General features: G+C 57.2%; 20 protein-coding genes. 2 read left to right on the top strand and 18 right to left on the bottom strand.

Features of this window, described 5'->3' with window-relative positions; genetic code table 11:
• Positions 1-78: 78 nt before the first annotated feature.
• Positions 79-423 carry a cupin domain-containing protein gene (locus HMPREF1985_RS00100; RefSeq protein ID WP_021770358.1) on the top strand — a complete coding sequence of 115 codons (345 nt, stop codon included), beginning with the start codon at positions 79-81 and terminating at the stop codon, positions 421-423.
• A 36-nt stretch (positions 424-459) separates the two neighbouring features.
• Here the strand turns inward: HMPREF1985_RS00100 and fliB are convergent, their stop codons facing one another.
• The 15 genes from fliB to ilvN form a co-directional block, all read right to left on the bottom strand.
• Complete coding sequence (fliB, locus tag HMPREF1985_RS00095) at positions 460-1695, bottom strand: flagellin lysine-N-methylase (RefSeq protein WP_021770357.1); 1236 nt, start codon at positions 1693-1695, stop codon at positions 460-462.
• A 48-nt stretch (positions 1696-1743) separates the two neighbouring features.
• On the bottom strand, positions 1744-2595 hold the full coding sequence (locus HMPREF1985_RS00090; RefSeq protein ID WP_021770356.1) for an HAD-IIB family hydrolase: 852 nt from the start codon (positions 2593-2595) through the stop codon (positions 1744-1746).
• On the bottom strand, positions 2592-3362 hold the full coding sequence (locus HMPREF1985_RS00085) for a response regulator transcription factor (protein ID WP_040636538.1): 771 nt from the start codon (positions 3360-3362) through the stop codon (positions 2592-2594). The genes HMPREF1985_RS00090 and HMPREF1985_RS00085 overlap by 4 nt, the downstream gene beginning before the upstream one ends.
• Positions 3334-4926, bottom strand: a complete 1593-nt coding sequence (locus tag HMPREF1985_RS00080; protein ID WP_021770354.1) for a sensor histidine kinase — start codon at positions 4924-4926, stop codon at positions 3334-3336. Before HMPREF1985_RS00080 ends, HMPREF1985_RS00085 begins: the two co-directional genes overlap by 29 nt.
• A gap of 159 nt (positions 4927-5085) precedes the next feature.
• The gene (locus HMPREF1985_RS00075) at positions 5086-6132 is read right to left on the bottom strand and encodes an ABC transporter substrate-binding protein (RefSeq protein WP_021770353.1); all 1047 of its coding nucleotides are present in this window, start codon (positions 6130-6132) and stop codon (positions 5086-5088) included.
• A 39-nt stretch (positions 6133-6171) separates the two neighbouring features.
• The gene (locus tag HMPREF1985_RS00070; RefSeq protein ID WP_021770352.1) at positions 6172-7821 is read right to left on the bottom strand and encodes an ABC transporter permease; all 1650 of its coding nucleotides are present in this window, start codon (positions 7819-7821) and stop codon (positions 6172-6174) included.
• Positions 7814-8938, bottom strand: a complete 1125-nt coding sequence (locus tag HMPREF1985_RS00065) for an ABC transporter ATP-binding protein (protein ID WP_021770351.1) — start codon at positions 8936-8938, stop codon at positions 7814-7816. Before HMPREF1985_RS00065 ends, HMPREF1985_RS00070 begins: the two co-directional genes overlap by 8 nt.
• A 142-nt stretch (positions 8939-9080) precedes the next feature.
• The gene (locus HMPREF1985_RS00060; RefSeq protein WP_021770350.1) at positions 9081-10412 is read right to left on the bottom strand and encodes an S-layer homology domain-containing protein; all 1332 of its coding nucleotides are present in this window, start codon (positions 10410-10412) and stop codon (positions 9081-9083) included.
• Between the two features lie 274 nt (positions 10413-10686).
• The gene (locus tag HMPREF1985_RS00055; protein WP_040636581.1) at positions 10687-11022 is read right to left on the bottom strand and encodes a nitrous oxide-stimulated promoter family protein; all 336 of its coding nucleotides are present in this window, start codon (positions 11020-11022) and stop codon (positions 10687-10689) included.
• Between the two features lie 89 nt (positions 11023-11111).
• The gene (ilvB, locus tag HMPREF1985_RS00050; protein ID WP_040636537.1) at positions 11112-12776 is read right to left on the bottom strand and encodes a biosynthetic-type acetolactate synthase large subunit; all 1665 of its coding nucleotides are present in this window, start codon (positions 12774-12776) and stop codon (positions 11112-11114) included.
• Positions 12777-12820: 44 nt separating this feature from the next.
• Positions 12821-13888: a 3-isopropylmalate dehydrogenase gene (gene leuB, locus HMPREF1985_RS00045; RefSeq protein ID WP_021770347.1), complete on the bottom strand. Its 1068-nt coding sequence runs from the start codon at positions 13886-13888 to the stop codon at positions 12821-12823.
• Positions 13889-13900: 12 nt separating this feature from the next.
• Positions 13901-14389 (bottom strand): 3-isopropylmalate dehydratase small subunit, encoded by a 489-nt coding sequence (locus HMPREF1985_RS00040; RefSeq protein WP_021770346.1) that lies wholly within the window; start codon positions 14387-14389, stop codon positions 13901-13903.
• Positions 14390-15652, bottom strand: a complete 1263-nt coding sequence (gene leuC / locus HMPREF1985_RS00035; RefSeq protein ID WP_021770345.1) for a 3-isopropylmalate dehydratase large subunit — start codon at positions 15650-15652, stop codon at positions 14390-14392.
• A gap of 184 nt (positions 15653-15836) precedes the next feature.
• A complete protein-coding gene (ilvC, locus tag HMPREF1985_RS00030; protein ID WP_021770344.1) occupies positions 15837-16850 on the bottom strand; it encodes a ketol-acid reductoisomerase in 1014 nt (337 codons plus the stop codon).
• Positions 16831-17361 carry an acetolactate synthase small subunit gene (gene ilvN / locus HMPREF1985_RS00025; RefSeq protein ID WP_040636535.1) on the bottom strand — a complete coding sequence of 177 codons (531 nt, stop codon included), beginning with the start codon at positions 17359-17361 and terminating at the stop codon, positions 16831-16833. The genes ilvC and ilvN overlap by 20 nt, the downstream gene beginning before the upstream one ends.
• 199 nt (positions 17362-17560) lie before the next feature.
• Between ilvN and mutY the strand changes: the two genes are divergently transcribed.
• A complete protein-coding gene (mutY, locus tag HMPREF1985_RS00020; protein ID WP_081695772.1) occupies positions 17561-18706 on the top strand; it encodes an A/G-specific adenine glycosylase in 1146 nt (381 codons plus the stop codon).
• Positions 18707-18715: 9 nt separating this feature from the next.
• Here the strand turns inward: mutY and HMPREF1985_RS00015 are convergent, their stop codons facing one another.
• Genes HMPREF1985_RS00015 through galU form a run of 3 tightly spaced genes read right to left on the bottom strand, consistent with a single transcriptional unit; the run spans position 18716 to position 22138 of the window.
• A complete protein-coding gene (locus HMPREF1985_RS00015; RefSeq protein ID WP_040636533.1) occupies positions 18716-20017 on the bottom strand; it encodes a DUF445 domain-containing protein in 1302 nt (433 codons plus the stop codon).
• Positions 20014-21252: a DUF445 domain-containing protein gene (locus HMPREF1985_RS00010; protein ID WP_040636531.1), complete on the bottom strand. Its 1239-nt coding sequence runs from the start codon at positions 21250-21252 to the stop codon at positions 20014-20016. The genes HMPREF1985_RS00015 and HMPREF1985_RS00010 overlap by 4 nt, the downstream gene beginning before the upstream one ends.
• Before the next feature lie 10 nt (positions 21253-21262).
• Positions 21263-22138: a UTP--glucose-1-phosphate uridylyltransferase GalU gene (gene galU / locus HMPREF1985_RS00005; RefSeq protein ID WP_021770339.1), complete on the bottom strand. Its 876-nt coding sequence runs from the start codon at positions 22136-22138 to the stop codon at positions 21263-21265.
• Between the last annotated feature and the right edge of the window lie 195 nt (positions 22139-22333).

Raw genomic sequence — 22333 nt, 5'->3', positions numbered from 1 at the left:
AAATGAATGATATGCTTATTTTAGCAAAGCCGACCACGATTTTCAACTGAAGCGAAAGCACAAAAGGAGAGATTTTTTATGGCATGCATCGAAGCAGCGCCCGTCCAGGCAACGAACAAGGCAGGCGGAAACGGGACGATCACGATCGTCAAGCTCTTGACGCCCGCTGAGCTGGACGGCAAGTGCGATATGTTCGCAAAGGTCATCCTGCCCCCAGAGACTTCTATCGGCGTCCACGAGCACAAAGGCAATACGGAAACGTATCACATCCTGAGCGGCACGGCGCTCTATAACGATAACGGCAAAGAAGCATCCATCGGCGCAGGCGCGACGACGTTCTGCCCCGACGGCGAGAAGCATGGCATTGCAAACCCATCCAAGACGGAAGACCTCGTCTTCATGGCGCTGATCATCAAGAAGTGAGATGCGCACCTACGCCACCCCACTTTTCACGGCGGTTCAAAACAGCGTCATTTCAAAGAAGGAAATATCGACCTGCTGCTCTTTCATGTAGGCATAAAGGGCATGGATAAATGCGGTAGAATGATTCGTATGGATCGAGATCCACCTTGCCGCATCGAGGATCGCCTGCTGCACGGGCGCAATCCCGCTCCCATCCGCTGCTTGCGCGGGTTCTTCCATGAGCCGGTCATCGGCGAGCACGAGGAACTCCGTGAGCTTTGCGAGCACGACGAAAACCTGATAGTTGAGGATGAGGCTCGTGCCGCCCATGAGCGGATAACGCTCCAAATAGAACGCATTGACAAAGTAATTTTCGAGCATGTACGCGTACGGTGCAAGGACGTGCTCCCGATACTTTGCCAAGCGATCCGAAAACGCTTCGGCCGCATGTCCATGGCCAAATGCCGCAGTGAGATGCGCGATTGCCTCGCGCGTCTCTGGAAGCGTGTCCTCGCAGGCTGCTGTGACGTACGGAATGAGCTGCCGGAAGAACTGCAGGGCCTGTGCCGCGTCAAACGGCGCATCTTCCAAAAGCGCGGGAACGGCTCGCAGCGCTGCTGCAGCAAATGCTGCGCCATCCGCTTCAAGGCTCGCCGTCCCTCCCTTCCGGGCACGCGTTTCGACTTCGCTGAGCAGGATTCCGAGCGCTGCGAGACGATGATTGAGCGAGGCGCTTCGTTCCTGCAGAAGGGCAATCGCAATGCGTCGGACGGCAAAAAATGTCGTTTCGCCGAGCGGCGAAGCATCGCCCTTTTCGTAATACTTCGGACGCGAAAGCTCCGCCTGCACCTCCTCAAAGCGCATGGGTTCCTTAGGAAGGAGCGCCGTCTCCGCCGCAACGGGACACGTCATGCAAAGCCCTCGGAAGACTTGCGTCTCAAAGACATGTGTCTTGCGCGGGTACTCAGCGCAGACGTCGGACAGCGCAACGGAGCCGAAGCGGCGATGCAGGGAGCACAGCCCGTCCGCACGCAGGAAGGTGCAGACGCCTTTTTGATGGCGCATTGCCCAAATCCCAGTCCCGCCCACGCGCACGACGCCGCGACGCAGTTCCTCGCCGAGTTTTCGGCCCGCATTTTGATAGCGTGCAAGCGTGTCATCGTCGACGACGACGTGCCAGTTCTCACGGCAGCAAAGCGAGCCGCAGCGCGAGCTGTCACAGGCAAACGCACGGTAATACAACGGCTGGATCACGCGCTGAACGTCTTCTTTTTCCTGACCAAACTGAAACATGCTGCTCCCCTATTCACAACAAAATCATGCCACCAGTATAGCACAAAGTCAGGAAAAATGCGATTCCACCTCTGCAAAGTGGTCGAGCAGCCAAACGACGAGATCGTCTTCCACGCGGCAGCCAATAAAATCCGCCTCTTTTTGCAGCGCCTCATGCGCATTTTTCGAAGCGATGCCCACGTCAGCGCGTGCGAGCATCTCCCGATCATTCATGTAATCGCCGAGCGCGATGATCTTACGCCCCGCACACCTCGGATGACGGCGGATCCCATCGAGCATCGCTCCCTTTGAAACGCCTGTTGCAACGAATTCGTGATAGTTTGCTTCCGAATCGAAATGATTGCTGAGCGCGGCCACGCCAAAGGATTTCGCAAGCCGCTCCAAACGGTGAAGCGCAGGCGGCGCATCGCAGACGAAGAACTTGAGCCACCGTGTTTTTTCCATGTCCGAAATGGAAGCGAGCGGAACATGCCGGACGTGGTAGAATTCTTTTGCGAGGCGCGGGTCATCATTTTCCTCAGGGCTCACGATAAAACACGCCTCTTCCGTGTATACTTCAATACATGCCTTCGGAAACATCTCCAAACATTCCTTCGCGAACCGCACCCAAATATCCGGCGCATCTTCGGTTCCATGGAGCGGACGTGTCGCGATCACCTTTCGCGCCTGCCAGTCATAGAGCATCGCGCCGTTGAAAAAGACGCTCGGTGCCGTGACCGCAAGCCCCTCGACGTATCCCGATGCCGCCTCCGGCGTGCGCCCCGTTGCGACTGCGAAGAGCCCTCCATCCGCGACGAATGACGCGATTGCCGCCCGATTCGCCTTTGAAATGAGCTTTCCGCGTGGCACAATCGTGCCGTCGAGATCGCTGATGAGCAAGCAGCCATCGTATCGCTTCATAAATGTAAATCCTTTCCTTCCATAAACGCCTTTGGCGTCGTATGCATGATCCTTTTGAAGACCTGTGCGAAGTTCTTGTAGTCGCCGAACCCTGCCCGCTCCGCGATTTCGTAAACGCGCAGCCGCCCTTCCGACAACAATTCGATGCTCTTTTGAAGCCGATATGCCGTCAAAAGCTCGCCGAATGTCTTTCCCGTCACTTCTTTTATCTTGCGCGAAAGGTAGCTCGAGGAAATGCCCTCATCCGCTGCGATCGTCTCGATGCTGGGACGTGACGCATAGCGTGCCTCAATCGTGCCGAGGGCGATGCGGACGTAAGGATTCCGTTTCGCGCAGTCCCGATACGCCGTCCAAGCATCGAGTTTTCCCGGCAAAGCCATCCGATCCCCGCCTGCGGCCGCACGTATCTGCAGGCGCGCGAAGACCGGCACGAGCGCCTCTTCCTCAACGGGCTTCAGCAAATAATCTGCCGCGCCGAGCCGCACGGCCTGCTGCGCATAATCAAAGTCCGCATAGCTCGTCAAAAAGACGACGTGCACCGTGCGATGCTCCCCTTGCAGGCGCTTTGCGAGATCGATTCCCGAAAGGCGCGGCATCCGAATATCGGTCAAAACGACGTCCGGCCTCTTTTCATGGATGAGTTTCAGTGCCTCTACGCCGTCTTCCGCATCTCCGACGACGACCACGCCGAGTTTTTCCCAGTCAAACGTACAAACCAGGCCACGCCGTATGATTTCCTCATCCTCTGCTATGACCAGCTTCAGCACGCTGTCCCCTCCTCTCTGCAGGCAAATGAAGTGTGACTGCCGTTCCGCCATCGGGCGGACACCATACCGTCAGCCCAAAGCCCATGCCATACATGAGCTCCAGCCTACGATGCACATTATAGATGCCCGTATGGGTGCAGATCCCCTCCGCCTTTCCCTTTCCTGCTTGCAGCAAGCCCCGCACATGTGCAAGTTTTTCTTTTTCCATTCCCATACCGTAGTCGCGGACTATGACTTCAACCGTGTCATGCCCTGCCATTCCCGCCCGCAAGGCGATCCGTATCGTGCCATCCTCCGAAGCGCCGTAGCGCACGGCGTTTTCAAGGAGCGGCTGCAAGAACAGGCGCGGAACCATGCAGTCAAGCACGTCAGGGGCAAGCTCCTCCTCATAGCGAAGGCGCTTGCCAAAGCGATACTGCTGAATCTCCATATAGCTATGCGTATACGTCATGTCTTCCGAAAGGGGCACGCAGCGCGCTTCCCCTTTGATGCTGTAGCGCAGCAAGCTCGCGAGCTCCATGAGCATGTGCTGCGCGGCAGCGGGATCGAGCTTGACCATGAAACGGACGTTTTCCAACGTATTGAAGAGAAAGTGCGGGTTGAACTGGCTTTCCAGGCGGCGCATCTCCGAAACGGCGGTCACGCGTGCTTCCTCCTGCTCCACCATGCGGATGCGTGCGCGCGTCTCACGCCGTACGCTGAGCAGCAGAAGAGGAACGAGAACGGCGAGCACGCACAGCAGGATGACAAGCCCTAAGAGATAGTGGCTAAAGAGATTGGAAACAGGCATGACCGACCAAAGCCGCCATCCGCCCGGCACGGCGAGCGGCTCGCTCGTCACGAAATACTGCTCGCCGCGCGCTGCTGCAATGCCGCGCACCGCCGAGGAAAATGCGGGGAGGATCTTTCCCTGCCGACCATCCTCCCACTCGCCTCCCGTCATGATGCAGGCGTTCCCAAAGGCATCCGTCAGCGCAAAGCCTAGATGGGGCGACGTGATGCTGCGCACGAGATACTCACTCGGTATGACGAAAAAGAGGTATCCTTCCGTCTCCTCTCCGACCGACTGCCCGATGATGAGATCCTGCCGCCCATCCGTACGCACGACAAATTCCGCGCATACCGTGTCCGGCCTCTCCCTCATGCGGCAAAGAACCCCCCACGATGGCTGCAGCGGGATCCGCATCTCCGGAAGCCCATTTTTGCTGCCTAAGATGAGCGCGCCATTGGAATCGAGCAGGAAAAACTGCGTGCCGTCGTGCGCAATGTTGACCTCGTGGTAGAGGTAAGCGTAAAGCGATGCCCGCTCCGAGCCGTTTCGCCGAAGTACAGGAACCGTAGCAGCCCCGACACGCCCTGCTGCCTCGCGCGCGCGCATGGCGTAGTCCGAGAAAATGCCGTCGAGCACCTCACGCGCAACAATACGGCTCACGTCACTCTGCTGCACGACATGATACTCCCAGCTCCCCACGACGAGCCCGACAGCGAGCAGGACGAGAAGGAGCACGGGGATGAGCGCAAACTTCATGAGCGTACGCCGCACGCTCTCCCGATAACTGTTCATCGCCGCGCCTCCTTCCCTATTTTTTTATTATAGCAGAAAATTTGCTGCTATGGGCAGGATCCGAAAAACCCTCTCGTTCCCCCTTCCATCCGAATGTCTCATGCAGCCAAGTACATTGGCAATCGGACGGTATGGGAAAAGCGAGAGGGCTTTTCGCGATTACTGCACGCTCGTGAACACATCCTTGAACTTGTCGAGCCATGCCTTCTTGTTCTTGTTGATGACCTGTTCGTCGCCCTCGATAAGATGGATCTCGGACTTCTCAAGCAGGCCTACAGGGGCGGAGACATCGTCACGCACGCTGCGGCGATGGAGTTTCTGCGTGATAAGCGTCTGTGCTTCTTTGCTCGTGATGAAGTCGATGAACTTCTTCGCATTCTCCATGTGCTTCGCGTTCTTCACGATATAGATGCCGTCTGGGTTCGAGATGACGCCTTCCTTCATGTAGACGAGCTTCACTGGCGCACCATCTGCAACGTACTTCGCGCCGCCTTCCTCGAACGTGCAGCCGACCGCATACTCGCCGTCCGCGACGCCCTTATAGACAGCAGACGACCCGGAGAGGAGCTTGCCGTCGAGGTTCCTGCAGAACTTTTCGACGTAATCCCAGCCGTTGTCGGGATTGCCGTTTCCCATTGCGTAGAGCATATTGATGAGATGCTCATACGACGACGAGGACTTCGACGGATCTGCCATCGCGATCCTGCCCTTGAGGGCAGGATTCAGAAGATCTTCATAGCCCTCAACTTTGATATCGCCGATCAGATTCGTATTGACCATGATAACACTTGGAATATCCGTGAAGCGCGTGATCGATCCTTCCGTATTCTTGAACGCTGCCTGCACGTGATCCTCATTCACCGACTGATACGGCTCGAAGAGATTGGCTTTCGGCTTCATGGTCGAGAGCGAGCCGCCCCAAAAAATATCGGCGAGCGGGTTCGCCTTCTCCGACTCGACGCGCTTCAATAGCTCGCCCGTGCCGGCGGCTACGACTTCCACCTTGATGCCGCTCTGCTTCTCGAACTCCTCGACGAGCGGATTGATAAAGGAGAGTGGATGCGGACAGTAGATGACGAGCTTTTCGCCGCTATCCCCGCTGGAGGATGACGCCGCCTGCTTGTTTCCGCCTCCGCCGCAGCCCGCCAGCCCCGTCGCCAGCACGGCGGCGCCGAGGAGCGCCGCTACGAGTTTTCTGAGTTTCATGATGCTTCCCCCTTTGATAAAGAATAAAACAGCTTGCCTTTATAGTGTTACATCGCGTCGGCCGGATACCTTGAAGAAGATGACCATTGCCGCGATCGTCGTAACCGTCAAGATCGTCGAGAGTGCGGCGGCTGTGCCATAGCTCGCACGAATGACCTCTGTGTAGATGGCGACCGACATCGTCTTCGTGTCGCCTGTGAAAAGGATGACGGAACTCGAAAGCTCATTGATCGCCGTGATCCACGAAAGGATCGCCCCGCTCATGACGCCCGGCAGCATCATGACCGCCGTGATTTTGAAAAACGTCTTGAGCGGCGAAGCACCGAGGCTGATCGACGCTTCCTCCATGCTTGGGCTGAGTTGATAGAGAATCGCCGAGCTCGAACGAAGCGTGTAGGGCAGGCGCCGTATCACGAGTGAAATGATAATGATGATCGCCGTGCCAGAAAGCAGCATCGGCTCTTCATTGAATGCCAAGAGGAGCGTGATGCCGAGGACCGATCCGGGAATAATGTACGGAAACATCGAAAGGGTATCGATAACATCCGTGAGCCAGCTCTTTTTGCGCGTCGTCAGATAGGCGACCGTCATGCCGAGGAAGATGATCATCGCCATGGCGATCGTACTGAATAGGTACGTGTTGGAAACAGCATTCCATAGATTCGAGAAAATCGTCCGATAACTTTCGAGCGAATAGCCATCGATGAAGACCGAGCCATTCGTATTCTGGAACGACGTGTAAATGACGACGAGCTGCGGAACCATGGAAAGCGCGACGAGCAGGTAGATTCCTGCATGGACAACGACGCACTTCACCCCGTGAAGCGCATGGACCTGCATGGGGCGGAGCGAGCTCATCGTGAACGATTTCCGATTGACGATGTACTTCTGCACCATGAAGATCGACGACGTGATGAGCACCATGATCGCCGCCATCGCCGCAGCAAAGTTTGCCTGATCACCGACCTCATTGATAAACTCTGAGTAAATCATGACAGGCATGACATTAAAGCCTTCACCGATGAGCATTGGCGTACCGAAGTCTGCCATCGCATTCATGAAAACCATCAATGCACCTGCGAGAATCGTCGGCGTGATGAGCGGAATAATGATCGTGACGACCTTGCGGAACCCGCTGCAGCCGAGGCTCTCCGCTGCCTCGATGAGCGCCGAGTCGATGTTCTTCATCGCGCCTGCCACATAGAGGTAGATGAACGGATAGAGCTTGAGTGTCAAGACGAGCAGGATGCCAGCAAATCCGTAAATCGACGGGAAGCTGATGCCGTAGTCCGCGAGAAACCGCGTGAGCATGCCGCTCCGTCCGCCGATGAGGATCCACGAGTACGCGCCGATGAACGGCGGAGACAGCAGCGAGATGACGATGCACACCTCGACGAGCGGCTTGAACTTGATGCGGTACAACGTCATGAAGTACGCGACTGCCGTGCCGATGATGCATGCGAGCAGCGTCACGCACGCCGTGACCGAGAAACTGTTGATCATCGATTGGTAATAATACTTGCGTTCAAAGAAATGCGCGAAATGAGAGAGCGTCCACTCCCCCGTATTGGGATCTTGAAACGCGCTCACGAAGAGCGAAAATAGCGGGTAGATGAGAAAAAGACCAAATACGATGATCGAGAGCGCCGTGATCCCTGCCCAAAAATCCCAATGAAATGTTCTATTCATGGCGCACCACACCTTCCATGAGGCTATGACTGCCATCGGCGGAAAAGACGTTGGCTTTTGCGGCATTCGGACGAAGCGTCACGGTCTCGTCAACATCGAGAATACGCTCCGCATGGCCGAGATCCTGACTGTACTCGATGGAAGGCTGCCCCGGCACGAGCATGGACGCTTCGAATGCCAGCCCGTAATTGATGTACTTGCCTAGGAATACCTTCGTATGGATCTTGCAGGCGAGCCCGTCTCCCGCAGCACGAATCGAGAACTCTTCGGGGCGAACCGATACGATGGCTTCCATTCCTTCCTGCGCCTCTGCCGAGAGATTCTCCATCGCCATCGTGTAGCCGTCCGCAAAGACGACGGCAAGCCCACCTCCCTTTCGCGCAATGCGGGCACGAAAGAGATTGGAATGCCCGATGAAGGTCGAGACGAACACGTTGTACGGGCGCGTGTAAACCGTATGCGGGCGCGCTGTCTGCTGGATCTCGCCCTTTTTCATGACAGCGATGCGGTCGGAAATCGAAAGTGCTTCTTCCTGGTCGTGCGTGACGTAGACCGTCGTGATGCCGACCTGCTTCTGCACCTCGCGAATCGCCGCGCGCATCTCGACGCGAAGCTTCGCATCGAGATTGGAAAGCGGCTCGTCCATGAGGAGGACGCTCGGATGAATGACGATCGCACGCGCCAGTGCGACGCGCTGCTGCTGCCCGCCTGAAAGTCGCTCTGGCAGCCTGTCCTGATACTCCGTGATCTGCACGACATCCAAGATCGCATCGACGCGCTTCTTCATTTCATCCTTCGGAACATGGCGGAGCTTCAGTCCATATTCCACGTTCTGCCGCACCGTGAGATGCGGGAATATCGCGTAGCTTTGGAACACCATGCCAATGTTGCGCTGATGGGCGGGAATGTCGTTGATGACCTTGTCATTGAAGCGGATCGTTCCGCCCTCGATGGAGTTGAAGCCCGCGATCATGCGGAGAAGTGTCGTCTTTCCACACCCCGACGGTCCAAGGAGGGTAAAGAACTCTCCATTTTTGATTTGTTCCGTGAGATGCGGGATAATCGTAAGATCTCCGTATCGTTTGATGACCTCATCGACTTGAATCGCAACGCTCATGCTCTTCCCTCCTACATGCTTCCATGCTTCGTATCGTACCGAATCTGACTGGTCTGATTCGTTTTTATTATAAAAAAAGAAGCAGGATTGAACAATCCACAATCCTGCAAAAATATCATGAAAAATGAACAAACAATTCGCCTTAGAAGAAATATTCGATTCGGCCAAAGAGCTTGTTCTGCGACGTCTTGCCCTCAGGCTCTGCCGAATAGATCTGATCGCCCGTAAAGTAAATGAGCGTGCCGACGACATGCTTCGCAAACGTGTACGTGCCGCCAAGCTCCCAGCCTTTCGTATTCCACATCGCACCATCGAAAGTCGGCGCAATCACGCAGCCGCCGCCCAAGTAGCGATAGGCCAAATGAAGGCCAAAGGTGTGCGGGTCTTCCGGCTTTGCCCCCTTGTAGGCGAGCTCAATATGATACGCCTTGAGGTGCTCGGCTTTGATCTCTTGGGACTCTGCGCTGCTATTCTTCCAATAGCCGCCCGACAGCGCAATGGCACGATCCGGGCGCCATGCCGCACCGAGCCCCCAGAAATGGCATACCTTATCCATGCCAGCGACGTTATGGACGAACGATTCGTTCTGCATGCGCACGTAGTCCGCTCCGATGTGGAATTTTTCCGATGGATTCCAGTTGAGATTTACGAGCTGCAAATTCGCCGCTCCATCGGCATCCATGCCGGCTTCCTGTGCCTCCTGCAGCTCACCGCCCCATGCGGAATGCCCAAGAGCATAACGTCCTGCGGCAACCGTGCCGAAGAATTTCTTTTCGGCGCCGAGCGTCACGGCGACGCCGGACATATCGTCATCGATCAGGACGCCTTGCTCCGTGTATACGGGCAGCTTGCCGATGTCCACAACGGCAGACCCATAGGCTCCCTCTGCGTAAAGGCGCTTGAGCGAGACCTTATCGCCATTCTCGCCTTTCGCATCATCACGGGTCGGATCAAATGCCGCATCGAGACGCGATTTGACCGTCCAATGCGCGCTGACTGCGGCCTCCGGCTCCAGACGCAGCAACAGCTCATGATCTTTCTGCGCGCCTCCCTCATACTTGTTGACGAAGTCGCCCGTCGTCTTCGCATACGTGGCACGCAGCTCTCCCGTCCATTTCACACGGTCTGCATTCCGTTCCAAATGGGCAACGCGCACGCCGAGATTGTTAAGCTCATCACGGAACTCAGCGGCGAGCCGATCGACCATGGCTTTCTGCTGGGCACTCATCCGATCTTCCTTCGCCATCGCCTTGGCCACGAGCTGCGCCATCTCATAGCGCGTGATCGCTTGCTGCCCGCGATACGTGCTGTCGCCATAGCCCTCGATGATGCCATCGTCGGCAAGCTGCGCCACCGCATCGTACGCCCAATGCCCTTCCGGCACATCGCTGAATGGATTCGCCGCTGCAAACGTCGTGGAAGCGGCAGCGATAACGAGCGCCGTCGTGAGAGCCGCCGCAAGAGACTTTTTCATAAAAATTTCTCCTTCCAATCGTTCCCTTATTGATCCATAAATATTGCTTTGGATATATCCAATCCAAATAATAATATTCAATACTATAAAAGTCAATAAAAATTATAATCATTATCATTAATTTTGTATGGGAACCCGATTATTGCAAACAAATAGCTCCTCCTATTGCAGCATTCATTCCGCAACAGGAGGAACTGGATCCATCTCGTTTGATTCAGCCTTTCGCGATTGGCATTAAACGGCAGGCCGCTTGCTCAGGCCTTGACCCGCTCTCTTAGCGCCTCGCGCGCGAACGCCACTGGATGAACATGTGCCGGAGCGTCATAAACGGATGGTGCAGGATCATGCGCGGGCCGGCATAGCGCATCACTTCCTTGATCTTCGCGCGCGGTTCTTTTGCGTAGCAGTGAACGGGGCATACGGCGCAGAAGGTCTTTACTGCCATGCGCGGGCATTTCCCGATGCGATGGAGCGCATAGCCGAGCAGGGCATCACAGTCGGCACAGAGATCTTTTCCTGCTGCCGGCGTATGATGATGTGCCTTGCAATACAGCGTGAGGATCTCTCGCATCGTGTCCATTTCTTCCCGCCGCTTCTCTTCCGTATCCATATCGCACGCCCCCTTCCAGATTCCGATGAAAAGCATACCATAGAAAAAACGGCGGCGCATTGACAAATGCTACCGCCGCAAAATTTCTCTTACTTGAACTCCACGAAGTCGTCTATCCGCGCCCCGCCTTTTATCATGGGTTCGACGAAACTGCGCCAAACGTTCAGCACGATGACGCGCGGGTGGCTTTTATCCGCAAGCGCACGTTCGAATGCCTCCGCAAATTCATCCTGCGTCGACACGGCCTCTGCCGCAATGCCAAAACTTTTTGCGTACATCACGTAGTCCATCGGATAGTCGAGCTCACAGGCAATGTAGCGTGACTTGTACATGACCTTCTGAAGCTGTCGGATCATGCCGAGGCTCTTATTGTTCACGATGAGCGAGATAATCGGAAGCCCCAGCCGTGCAATCGTGTAGAACTCACTGCCCGTCATCTTGATGCCGCCGTCGCCCGCGATGTGGATGACGCGCCGCGTTTTGCCATAGGAAAGCTGTGCGCCCATCGCAGCGGGAAGTCCATAGCCCATCGTGCCGAGGCCGCCCGAGGTCAGCCACGTGCGCGGCTCCTCTATCACGAGGTGGAGCGCCGCCCACATCTGGTGCTGCCCGACGTCGGTCGCATAGGCGTACGATTTGCCCTTCGTGCTGCACGCAACGCGATGGAGCGCCCACGGCACGGTCAGGCGGTCCTGCTGATAGTCGTAGCCGTACTGCGCACGCCACGCCTCGATCTTCTTCCACCACTCCGCGCGCGGTCTAGCTGCCTCGTAGCGCATGAGAAAGGCGAGTATCTCCTTCATCGGCCCAGCAAGCCCGAGTGCGTTTTCGACATTCTTGTCGATTTCAGCAGGATCGATATCGATGTGGATGAATTTCCTGCCGTGCATGTAGTTCTTGACATTGCCCGTAAGCCGATCACCGAATCGGCTGCCGATCGCGATGACGAGATCCGATGCGCCGATGGCGTGATTCGCCGCCTTCTCACCGTGCATGCCCGTAAAGCCAAGCGACTGCGGATGGGAACTCGGAATCGCGCCGAGTCCCATAAGCGTATGGACGACGGGCAAATGATTCTTCTCGATAAAAGCGATGACCTCGCGCGAAGCACCTGCCGATATGACGCCGCCGCCCACGATGACGATGGGACGCTTGGCGCGCGCAATCTCCTCTGCCGCCTCCGCGACACAGATCATAAAGTCGGCATCGGGCTTTGTGTGCGGCTTTCTTTTGGGTGGTTCCGCTTCATAGCTGACGTCGGCATTGAAGAGGTCGCGCGGCACGTCGACGAGCACGGGGCCCGGTCTCCCTTTTTTCGCAATTTCAAACGCTTGTCGGACGCTTGGGACAAGCTGCTCTGCGCCCTTGACCTTGAAATTATGCTTCGTGACCGCCATCGTGACATCAAGGATATCCGTCTCCTGGAACGCATCGCGCCCCAAAAGGCTCGTATCGACCTGCCCCGTAATGGCGACGACGGGAATCGAGTCCATGAACGCCGTTGCAAGTCCTGTGACGAGATTCGTTGCGCCCGGCCCGGACGTCGCGATGCAGACGCCGACCTTTCCGGAGGCACGCGCGTAGCCGTCCGCCGCGTGTGCGGCATTCTGCTCGTGCGTCACAAGGATTTCATGTATCTTGGCATCGCCATAGAACGCGTCGTAGAGCGGCAAAATCATGCCGCCCGGATAGCCAAAGACCGTGTCGACGCCCTGCTCCTTTAGGCAGCGCGCGACGGCTTGCGCTCCTTTCATGGGCTGCTCCTTTCCGTCTTTTCGCATACTGCTCAGATGCGTTTTCAGATACGCTCGCAGATGGCCTTCGTCATCTCGTCCGTATTTGCCTTTTGGAACCCTTCCCGCCAAAGATCCGGCGTACGGAAGCCCACTTCAAGCGCCTTGTCGACCGCCGTCTCAATGGCGCGCGCCGCCTCTTCCTCGTGAAGCGAGTAGCGCAGGAGCATCGCCGCCGATAAGATCGTGCCGATCGGGTTTGCGATCCCCTTGCCCGCGATGTCGGGCGCACTGCCGTGAATCGGCTCATAGAGGCTCGTGCTCGTGCCGATGGACGCTGACGGCATCATGCCGATCGAACCGCCGACGACCGCCGCTTCGTCGGATAGGATATCACCGAAGAGATTGCCCGTCACGATGACGTCGAACTGCGTCGGTCGGACGGCAAGCTGCATCGCGCAGTTATCGACGTAAAGGTGTCCTAGCTCGATGCCCTTATAGGATTCTGCGAGCTTTGTCACCGTGCGGCGCCAAAGACGCGATGTCGCGAGGACATTCGCCTTGTCGACAGATGTCACCTTGCCGCGGCGGAGCTTCGCCGTCTCAAAGGCGAGCCTTGCGATGCGCTCGACCTCAGGGACGGAATAGTTCTCGAGATCCCATGCGCGCTCCACGCCGTCATGCTGCTCGCTCTCACACTTGTCACCAAAGTAGATGCCGCCGATGAGCTCGCGCACGATGACGAGATCGACGCCGCGCACGAGGTCTGGCTTTAACGGCGAATACCCGGTGAGCGAATCCGCGACCTTGACGGGACGGAGATTCGCGTAGAGACCAAGTCCCTTTCGAAGCCCCAAAATCGCGCGTTCGGGGCGAAGGGCAGGCTCTACGGAGTCCCACTTTCCGCCGCCGACCGCACCGAAGAGGACGCCGTCCGACGCCTTGCAGGACTCCAGCGTATCTGTGGGAAGCGGCGTGCCGAACTTATCGTACGCCGTGCCGCCCGCATCCTTAAACGCATAGGAAAGCCTAAGGCCAAACTTCCCGTCCACCTTCTTGAGCACCGCGACGGCGCTGTCTACGATTTCCTTGCCGATTCCGTCGCCCGGAATGATCGTGATATGATATGCCATAGTGCTGCCTCTTTACTTCTTCTGTTTGATGTAGTGGATGAGCCCGCCTGCTGCGGCGATGTCCTGCACGAAGCCCGGAAGCGGCTGTGCGTGGAACGTCTCGCCCGTCGTCACGTCTTCGATGACGCCCGTCGCCGTATCGACACGGAGCTTGTCACCTGCATGGATCTTCAAGGCGTCGGCGCCGATCTCCAGGAGCGGCAGCCCGATATTGATGCCGTTTCGGTAGAAGATGCGCGCGAAGCTCGCAGCGATGACGACGGGCACGCCCGATGCCTTGATGGCGACAGGAGCGTGCTCACGCGACGAGCCGCAGCCGAAGTTCCTGCCGCCGACTATGATGTCGCCTTCCCTGACGTTCGGCGCGAACGTCGCGTCGATGTCGGCCATGCAGTGGCTCGCAAGTTCTTTCGGGTCGAACGTATTGAGGTAGCGTGCGGGAATGATTACATCGGTATCGATATTGTCGCCGTAGCGCCAGACCTTGCCTTCATGCTTCATTTACTTTACCTCCTCTGGCGTCGCGATGCGTCCTAGGATCGCACTTGCCGCTGCGACGTGCGGGCCTGCTAGATAGACTTCGCTGTCGACGTGCCCCATGCGGCCGCGGAAATTGCGGTTCGTCGTCGAGACGCACTTCTCGCCTGCCGTCATGATGCCCATGTAGCCGCCGAGACAAGGGCCGCACGTCGGCGTCGAAACGGCACAGCCTGCATCGATGAACGCATCGACGTAGCCGCGCTTCATTGCCTCCTTGTAAACGGCGGGGCTGCCCGGAATGACGATGCAGCGCACGCGGTCTGCGACCTTGTGCCCCTTCAGTATATTTGCGGCGATCTCCATATCCTCAAGGCGTCCGTTCGTACAGGAGCCGATGATGACCTGATCGATTGCAATGGGCGCGCCGATGTCCGCAACGCGCTTCGTGTTGCCCGGCAGATGCGGGAACGCGACGACGGGCTTCAGTGCCGATAGGTCAATCCTGACCTCCTGCACATAGCTTGCATCCGCGTCTGCCTCGACTGGCTCATACGCCTTCGTCACACGACCATCGACGTACGCCTTCGTGATGGCATCGAACGGGAAAATGCCCGCTTTCGCGCCCGCCTCGATCGCCATGTTGGAAATCGTGAGACGATCCGTCATCGTGAGCGCTGCGACGCCTTCGCCCGCGAACTCAAGCGACTTATAAAGCGCGCCGTCGACGCCGATCCTGCCGATCAGCGTCAAGATGACATCCTTTCCACTGATGTCCTTCGCCTTCCTGCCCGTCAGCGTGACCTTGATGGCCTCGGGGACTTTGAACCAAGCCTCGCCCGTCGCCATGGCCGCGCCGAGGTCCGTCGAGCCAACCCCCGTCGAGAACCCGTTCACCGCACCGTACGTGCAGGTGTGCGAGTCGGCACCGATCGTCAGCATGCCCGGTGCGACGATACCCTTCTCCGGCAGGATGACGTGCTCGATGCCGACGCGCCCCTGCTCATAGTAATGCACGATTCCATGTTCGTGCGCAAAATCGCGGACGATCTTTGCGAGCTCGGCGCTCTTGATATCCTTCGATGGCTGGAAGTGATCCGGCACGAGCGCGATCTTTGCATTGTCGAATACGGGGCGCCCGATTCCCTCAAAAATCTTGATGGCAGGCGGCGCCGTGATGTCGTTCGCAAGCACCATGTCGAGCCTGCACGTCACGAGCTGCCCCGCATGGACGGAAGAGATCCCGGCGTGCTTCGCCAGGATTTTCTCGCTCATATTCATCCCCATAGATTGCCCTCCTAAAGTCTTTGCCAATGGCTTTCATTGATCCACTTGCCGCGATTCATCCATTCTATAATAGATTCCTCGATTTTTCAAACGCGCGGGATTCTAAGCTCTTTCTCCTTTCAAAAAAGAAGTCTCCCCGATTGGAAAGACTTCTTCGTTTTGTATTGTGCCAAACGCGCCCGGATCAGAACGAAAGCTCCTTCTTGTCGCGGAGCCAAGGCATCATGTTCCGGAGCTCTGCGCCGACCTTCTCGATCTGGTGCTCCTGATGGAGACGGCGCTGTGCGAGGAAGTTTGCACGGCCTGCTGCGCGGTTCTCAAGCAGCCAGTTGCGTGCGAACGTGCCATCCTGAATCTCCTTGAGGACTTTCTTCATTTCCTTCTTCGTCTCTTCCGTGACGATGCGCGGCCCTACCATGTAGTCGCCGTACTCTGCCGTATCGGAGCAGGACTGGCGCATCTTCGTCATGCCGCCCTCGTAGCAGAGGTCGACGATGAGCTTCATCTCATGGAAGCACTCGAAGTATGCCATCTCGGGCGGATAGCCTGCCTCGACGAGAACCTCGAAGCCCGTCTGCATGAGCTGGCAGACGCCGCCCATGAGCACGCACTGCTCGCCAAAGAGATCTTCTTCCGTCTCGTCGCGGAACGTCGTCTGCAGGCAGCCGGAGCGCGTGGCGCCAAGGCCGCGCGCATAGGCGAGCGCGATGTCGAAGCACTTGCCCGTCTCGTCCTTTTCCACAGCGAAGACAGCCGGGACGCCCGAGCCTTCCTCAAACGTGCGGCGAACGAGATGGCCGGGGCCTTTCGGTGCGACCATGAAGACGTCGACGCCTGCCGGCGGAATGATCTGCTTGAAGTGGATGTTGAATCCATGTGCGAAGGCGAGGGCACTGCCTGGCTTGAGATTCGGGCCGATTTCCGTCTTGTAGACGTCCGCCTGCTTCTCATCCGGGATCAGGACCATCGTGATGTCTGCCTTCTTGACTGCCTCGGCAACAGGCAGGACCAAAAGGCCATGTGCCTCCGCCTTTGCCTTCGACTTTGAGCCCTCGTAAAGGCCGACGACGACATCGACGCCGCTGTCCTTGAGGTTCAGCGCATGGGCGTGCCCCTGGCTGCCGTAGCCGATGACAGCGACCGTCTTTCCATGTATGGCTTCCCAATTCGCGTCCTGATCATAATAAGTTTTTGCCATAGTACTCCCTCTCCTTGCCGTGTTCATAAATGGTATGTTCACCGCGCTCCAGCGCGATAAGCCCCGTCCTTATGACTTCGGTGATGCCGTAAGGCTTTACGAGCCGCAGAAAAGCCGTCACCTTGTCGTCATTTCCCGTAATCTCAAACATGAGCGTCGCGGAATCGACATCGACGACGTGCGCACGGAAGAGTTCCGCGATCTTGAGCACGTCGAGCCGGTTGGTGTCGTCGGCATTGACCTTGATGAGCGTCATGCCGCGAAAAACGGCGTGCTTCTCATCGAGACGCTGCACAGCGCAAACGACGGGCATCTTTTCAAGCTGCTTGATCATTTGCTCGACAAGATTCTCGTCCCCGTGGACAACGACCGTAATGCGGGAAATGTTTGGGGTTTCCGTGACGCCGACCGACAAGCTGTCAATATTGAACTCACGCCTCGAAAACATGCTTGCAACGCGAACTAAGACACCCGTCTGATTCTCCACAATGACGGACAAGACGTGCTTCATTTCTTCATCTCCTGTTCGCACAAAACGGTCTTTCATCTGCCAATTTTATGTGTAACGCTGTAAACATGTGTACATTATTACGCGATATGCTCCTTTTGTCAACCGTTCTTCCAAAGTTTTACGGAATTATTTGCACAAGCCTATCCGCTGCGGCACGCTTGTGGTAGAATAAGAATGATTTTGAAAAGGACACATGACCATGAAAAAAACACCTCCCATCACGCTCGAACACACGGAAATGCTCGCAGCGATCCCTTCTCCGCTCCTGCGCTGGTATCGCGCACAAAAAGACAATCGTTCCCTTCCGTGGCGCAACGCACCCGCGCCATATCACGTTTGGCTCTCGGAAATCATGCTCCAGCAGACGCGCGCCTCCGCCGTCATCCCCTACTACGAGCGATTCCTTGCCGCACTCCCAACGATTGCCGCGCTCGCCGCGTGCGAGGACGATGCGCTCATGAAGCTATGGCAGGGACTCGGCTACTACAGCCGCGCGCGCAATCTGAAAAAAGCGGCCCAAACCATCGTGGCCGAATACGGCGGCGAACTGCCGCGCGATTTTGAGTGCCTGCTAAAGCTCCCCGGCATCGGCCGCTACACAGGCAGTGCGATTGGCTCGATCGCTTTTGGCTTTCCGCTCCCCGCCGTCGACGGCAACGTCCTGCGCGTCGTAAGCCGCGTTCTCGCAAGCACGCTTGACATCGCGCTCCCCGCTGTCAAACGTGCCATCGAGCAGGCACTCGCGCCGCACTACCCCGAAGGACAGGCGGCAGGCGAACTCAACCAGGCTTTCATGGATCTCGGCGCGACGGTCTGCCTGCCGCACGGTGCGCCGCACTGCACGCGCTGCCCGCTCGCGCGGCTCTGCCTCGCGCATGACGCAGGGCGCGAGCAGGAGCTTCCCGCAAAGAGCGCTTCAAAGAAGCGCCGCATTGAGAAGCTGACCGTGCTTCGGATGGAGCAGGATGGCACTCTCGCGCTCCGAAAGCGTCCCGAAAAAGGGCTTCTCGCAGGCCTTTGGGAACTGCCGCACGTCGATGGCCACCCGACGAAAAAAGCCCTGCTCGCGTATTTAGGCGAACAAGGCTTTGCCGTGGAGCGCATCGAGAAACTGCCGCATGCACGCCACATCTTTTCCCATATCGAATGGCAGATGCACGGATATCGCATCACGCTCGCCGACAATTCCCTCGGCGTTGCCGAAGGGATGCCTGCGCCTCTCGCCTCCAGCACGATGTCCGTGCCTCTCAAGCGAAGCGATCTTCGAAACGATCTCGTATGGGCATCGCGCGAGGCGCTTGCCGACCGATACAGCATTCCCTCTGCTTTTTCCTACTTCTTATAGACGTCCGAGCTATAGACGTCCGAACAGATGCAGGACCACAAAGAGCACGAGGCCGATGCTCGCGCCGACGATCGATCCATTCATACGGATCCATAGGAGATCCGGCTTCACCTTGTCGTAGACGAGGCGGTTGAGCTGCTCATCGGTCAGCCGAGAGAGCACGTTCTCGACGACGACGCCGACAAGACTCTGCGCGTGCAGCGCGGAACGCGCGATGAGATTGTAGAGGAAGTGCCCGACCGTCCGACGGAGTCCCTCGTCCTCTTGGAGCAGGTGAAGACCGCGCGTATACTCCTCCTCGATGATCTCGGCCAGACGGCTGCGCAGGACGGGCATATGTTCTTCGACTGCATCGACTTTCCGTGCCGCATCTGCCGCGAAGTGCTCCTGCATCTTCTTCCATGCGCGTCCAATCGTTTCTTCCAGCGGAAGCTCCGCAACGAGATTGTCGCGCATCTCATGGACGAATCCATGAAACTCCGGATCGCCATTCAAAACGACGGCTTTTTCGTAGAAGAGTGCAAGCATCTCCTGCTGGAGCGGCGAATCCCTTTCGCCTAGCGCGGCGAGGACGGCGAGGAGCTGCTTCTGCATGAGCGCTGCCGCTTCCGCATAGTTCACAAGATCCATGGCAGAGGCAAGCCCTGCAAGGAATGAGGCGATCGCGCCCTTCGTCTTTTCCTTCCCGTACGACTCAAGCATCGCCTCAAAGGCCTTTGCCGTCTCCGGACGAGCGGCGCGCCGTCCGAGATACGCGGCAAGATGTGCGAGGAACGCCTTGTCGCGCCCGCTCTCTCTAAGCCACTGTCCGCACTGTGCAAAGAAATCTTCCGGCTCGATCGACGAGAGATTGCTGCGTATTTTCCCAGCGACAACCCGTACTTTTTCCTCGCTGTCTTTGCGCAGGAGAAAACTCTTCGCATAGTGGTATAAATTCTGTGAGATGCGTGCGCGCGTCATCCCTTCGCTGAGCCAGTCGATGAGCAGCGGCATGAGATGGAACTGCTCCAAATGGCGAAATATCTTGCGCCGCGAGAAAAATTCCTTTTGCACCATCGTGACCGATGCACGAATGAACGAATCGCGGCGGCGCGGCAGGATTGCGGTATGGTAAGGGAAGCCGAGCGGCCGCCGAAAGAGCGCCGTCACAGCGAACCAGTCCGCAATGCCGCCGACAAGCGCCGCCTCCGCACAGAAGAGAAAGGCACCCGCAACGATTTCCTGCGGCATCATCAGATGGATGCGCAGCGCAATCAGGAATACAAAAAATGCGGCAAGCAGCACGGTGTCGGCACAATTCCACTGTTTCACTGCCCCCACACCCTTTCCATGACCCAAACGAGGAGATAAAGCCCCATGCCAACGAGTGCGCCGACGAGTGCGCCATTGATGCGGATCATTTGCAGATCATCCTGCACCTTGTTCTCGACAAAGTGGACGAGCGCATCGTCATCAAACTCTTTGAGACGCTCGCGTATGAGTCCCGCGATCATATCATGGTGACCTTCAAGCAGGCTCTCAGCAAATTTTTTGATCGCGTGATCGACACGGCGCTGCCAGCGCTTCGACGCACAAAATCGATCGATCGTCACCGCGACAAAGCGGTGGAGATGCGGCAGCCAAAAAGGATCATCGCCCTTTAGCCCATGCTCGATCCAATAGGCAAGCATGCCTTCGACGTCCGCTCGATCCAGGCACTTCTCCTTCCATTCGCGAAGGACGGAAAGAAGCTCCTCATCGTGCGCAAATGTGCGCAGCATCGTCTCCAGTCCCGCTTTGACGCCCGCGTACGCTTCCGTCTTGCCGCCGAGCATGTCGTGAAGCGCCGCGCGCGCCTTCACATTGAAAATCGATAGGATCTCCGTGTCGTCAAGACCGAGCGCCGACAGCACGAATGCCCTGCCTGCCGACTCGCCCTCGTACTCCTTGCGCAGGATCTCGATATGCGAGAGCAGTACCTGCTGCATGGCAGGGCTCATGAGCACCTGTTCGCCGATCATCAGCACGCTGTGCAGAATGCGTTTCGCATGCTGTTCCTCCGAGAGCATCAAAAGGAGCTCGGCCAGCACGCGTTCAAGTGCGAGCGAGCGAATCCCCTCGCGGACGGCCGGCGCGAGATCCGCCGCGACTCGCGCACTGTCAAGATCGTCGACGACCTTGCAGACGACCGCCTCGACGACACCTATGAGTTCCTGTCGCCCGCCGCGATGCGCAAGGTAGTCGACGAGAAGACCTGCCGTATCCTGAGACGCGACGACAGCCATGACATTTTTTACACTGAGCAGATCGTCGCTCGCAAACGCAATAATCGACTCCTCGATGCGCGCACGGTTGCGCCTGAGGATGTCCGTTCGGTACGAAATGCCGAGCGGGTGGCGAAAGAGCGCCGTCACGGCAAACCAATCCGCGAGCCCACCGATCGTCGCGGCGAGAAAACCATGATGGATAAGCCCTTCGCCAAAGCTCGTGCCGCCTGCTGCGAGCGTCGCCAAAAAACCTGCTCCGCTCACGCCGAGCGCCAAATTTGCCTTATTTTTCTTCTGCAACGCGCACACCTCAGATTCGCGTGACAAGCCCTTTCAGATAGTCGCGGAACGCTCCGCCAAGATCATCGCGCCGCAGCGCAAACTCGACCGTCGCGCGCAGGAAGCCGAGCTTGTCTCCGACATCGTAGCGCTCACCTTCAAAGTCATACGCATAGACGGGCTCACGCCCAGCGAGCACCTTAAGCGCATCCGTGAGCTGGATCTCACCGCCCTTGCCTGGCTTCGTCGTTGCCAAAATAGAAAAGATTTCGGGGCGAATGATGTAGCGTCCGAGTACAGCAAGACGGCTCGGCGCATCTTCGCGCGCCGGTTTCTCGACCATGTCCAAAACGCGCATGAGGCGTGCATTGTCCGTCTTTTCGCCCGCCACGATCCCGTAAGAGGAAACCTTTTCCTCCGACACATTCTGACAACCGAGCACACTGCCGCCCGTCCAATCGTAAATGTCGATGAGCTGGCGAAGCGCGGGCTTTTGTGGATTGTATACGACATCGTCGCCGAGAAGCACGGCGAACGGCTCATCACCGATAAAGGACTTCGCGCAAAGAATCGCATCGCCGAGCCCGCGCATGTAGCGCTGGCGGATATAGTGGATGTTGATGTCCGCCGTCTCCTGCACTTCATGAAGCAACTCAAGCTTTCCCTTTTTTTCCAGCTCTGCTTCGAGCGCAGGAGCCGAATCGAAGTGATCTTCGATCGCGCGCTTGCCATGCCCGCTGACGACGAGGATCTCCTCAATCCCGCTCGCAAGCGCTTCCTCAACGATGTACTGAATCGTCGGCTTGTCAACGATGGGGAGCATTTCCTTCGGCGTCGCTTTCGTCGCAGGAAGGAAGCGTGTACCATAGCCTGCGGCTGGGATAACGGCCTTTCGTATCTTCTGCATGGTTCTCTCTCCTCACATATCGCCACATATCGCCCGAAAAAAAATGTTATCCTTTACTTATTATACAAAAACGTTTGTTTTTCCTGTTTGTCGCTCGGGAATTTCAGAGAAACGACCGTATTTCTTTTTCACCAACAAAAATGTTGTAAAGACGTGAACCAAAAAAAGCCTCGCTTATGCGAGGCTTGAATCAGC

Origin of the sequence: Mitsuokella sp. oral taxon 131 str. W9106 (assembly GCF_000469545.1) — a bacterium.
Classification (GTDB): Bacteria; Bacillota; Negativicutes; order Selenomonadales; family Selenomonadaceae; genus AWVT01.
Note: the sequence above shows the minus strand (reverse complement) of the source record. Positions and strands in the feature narration are given on the sequence as shown.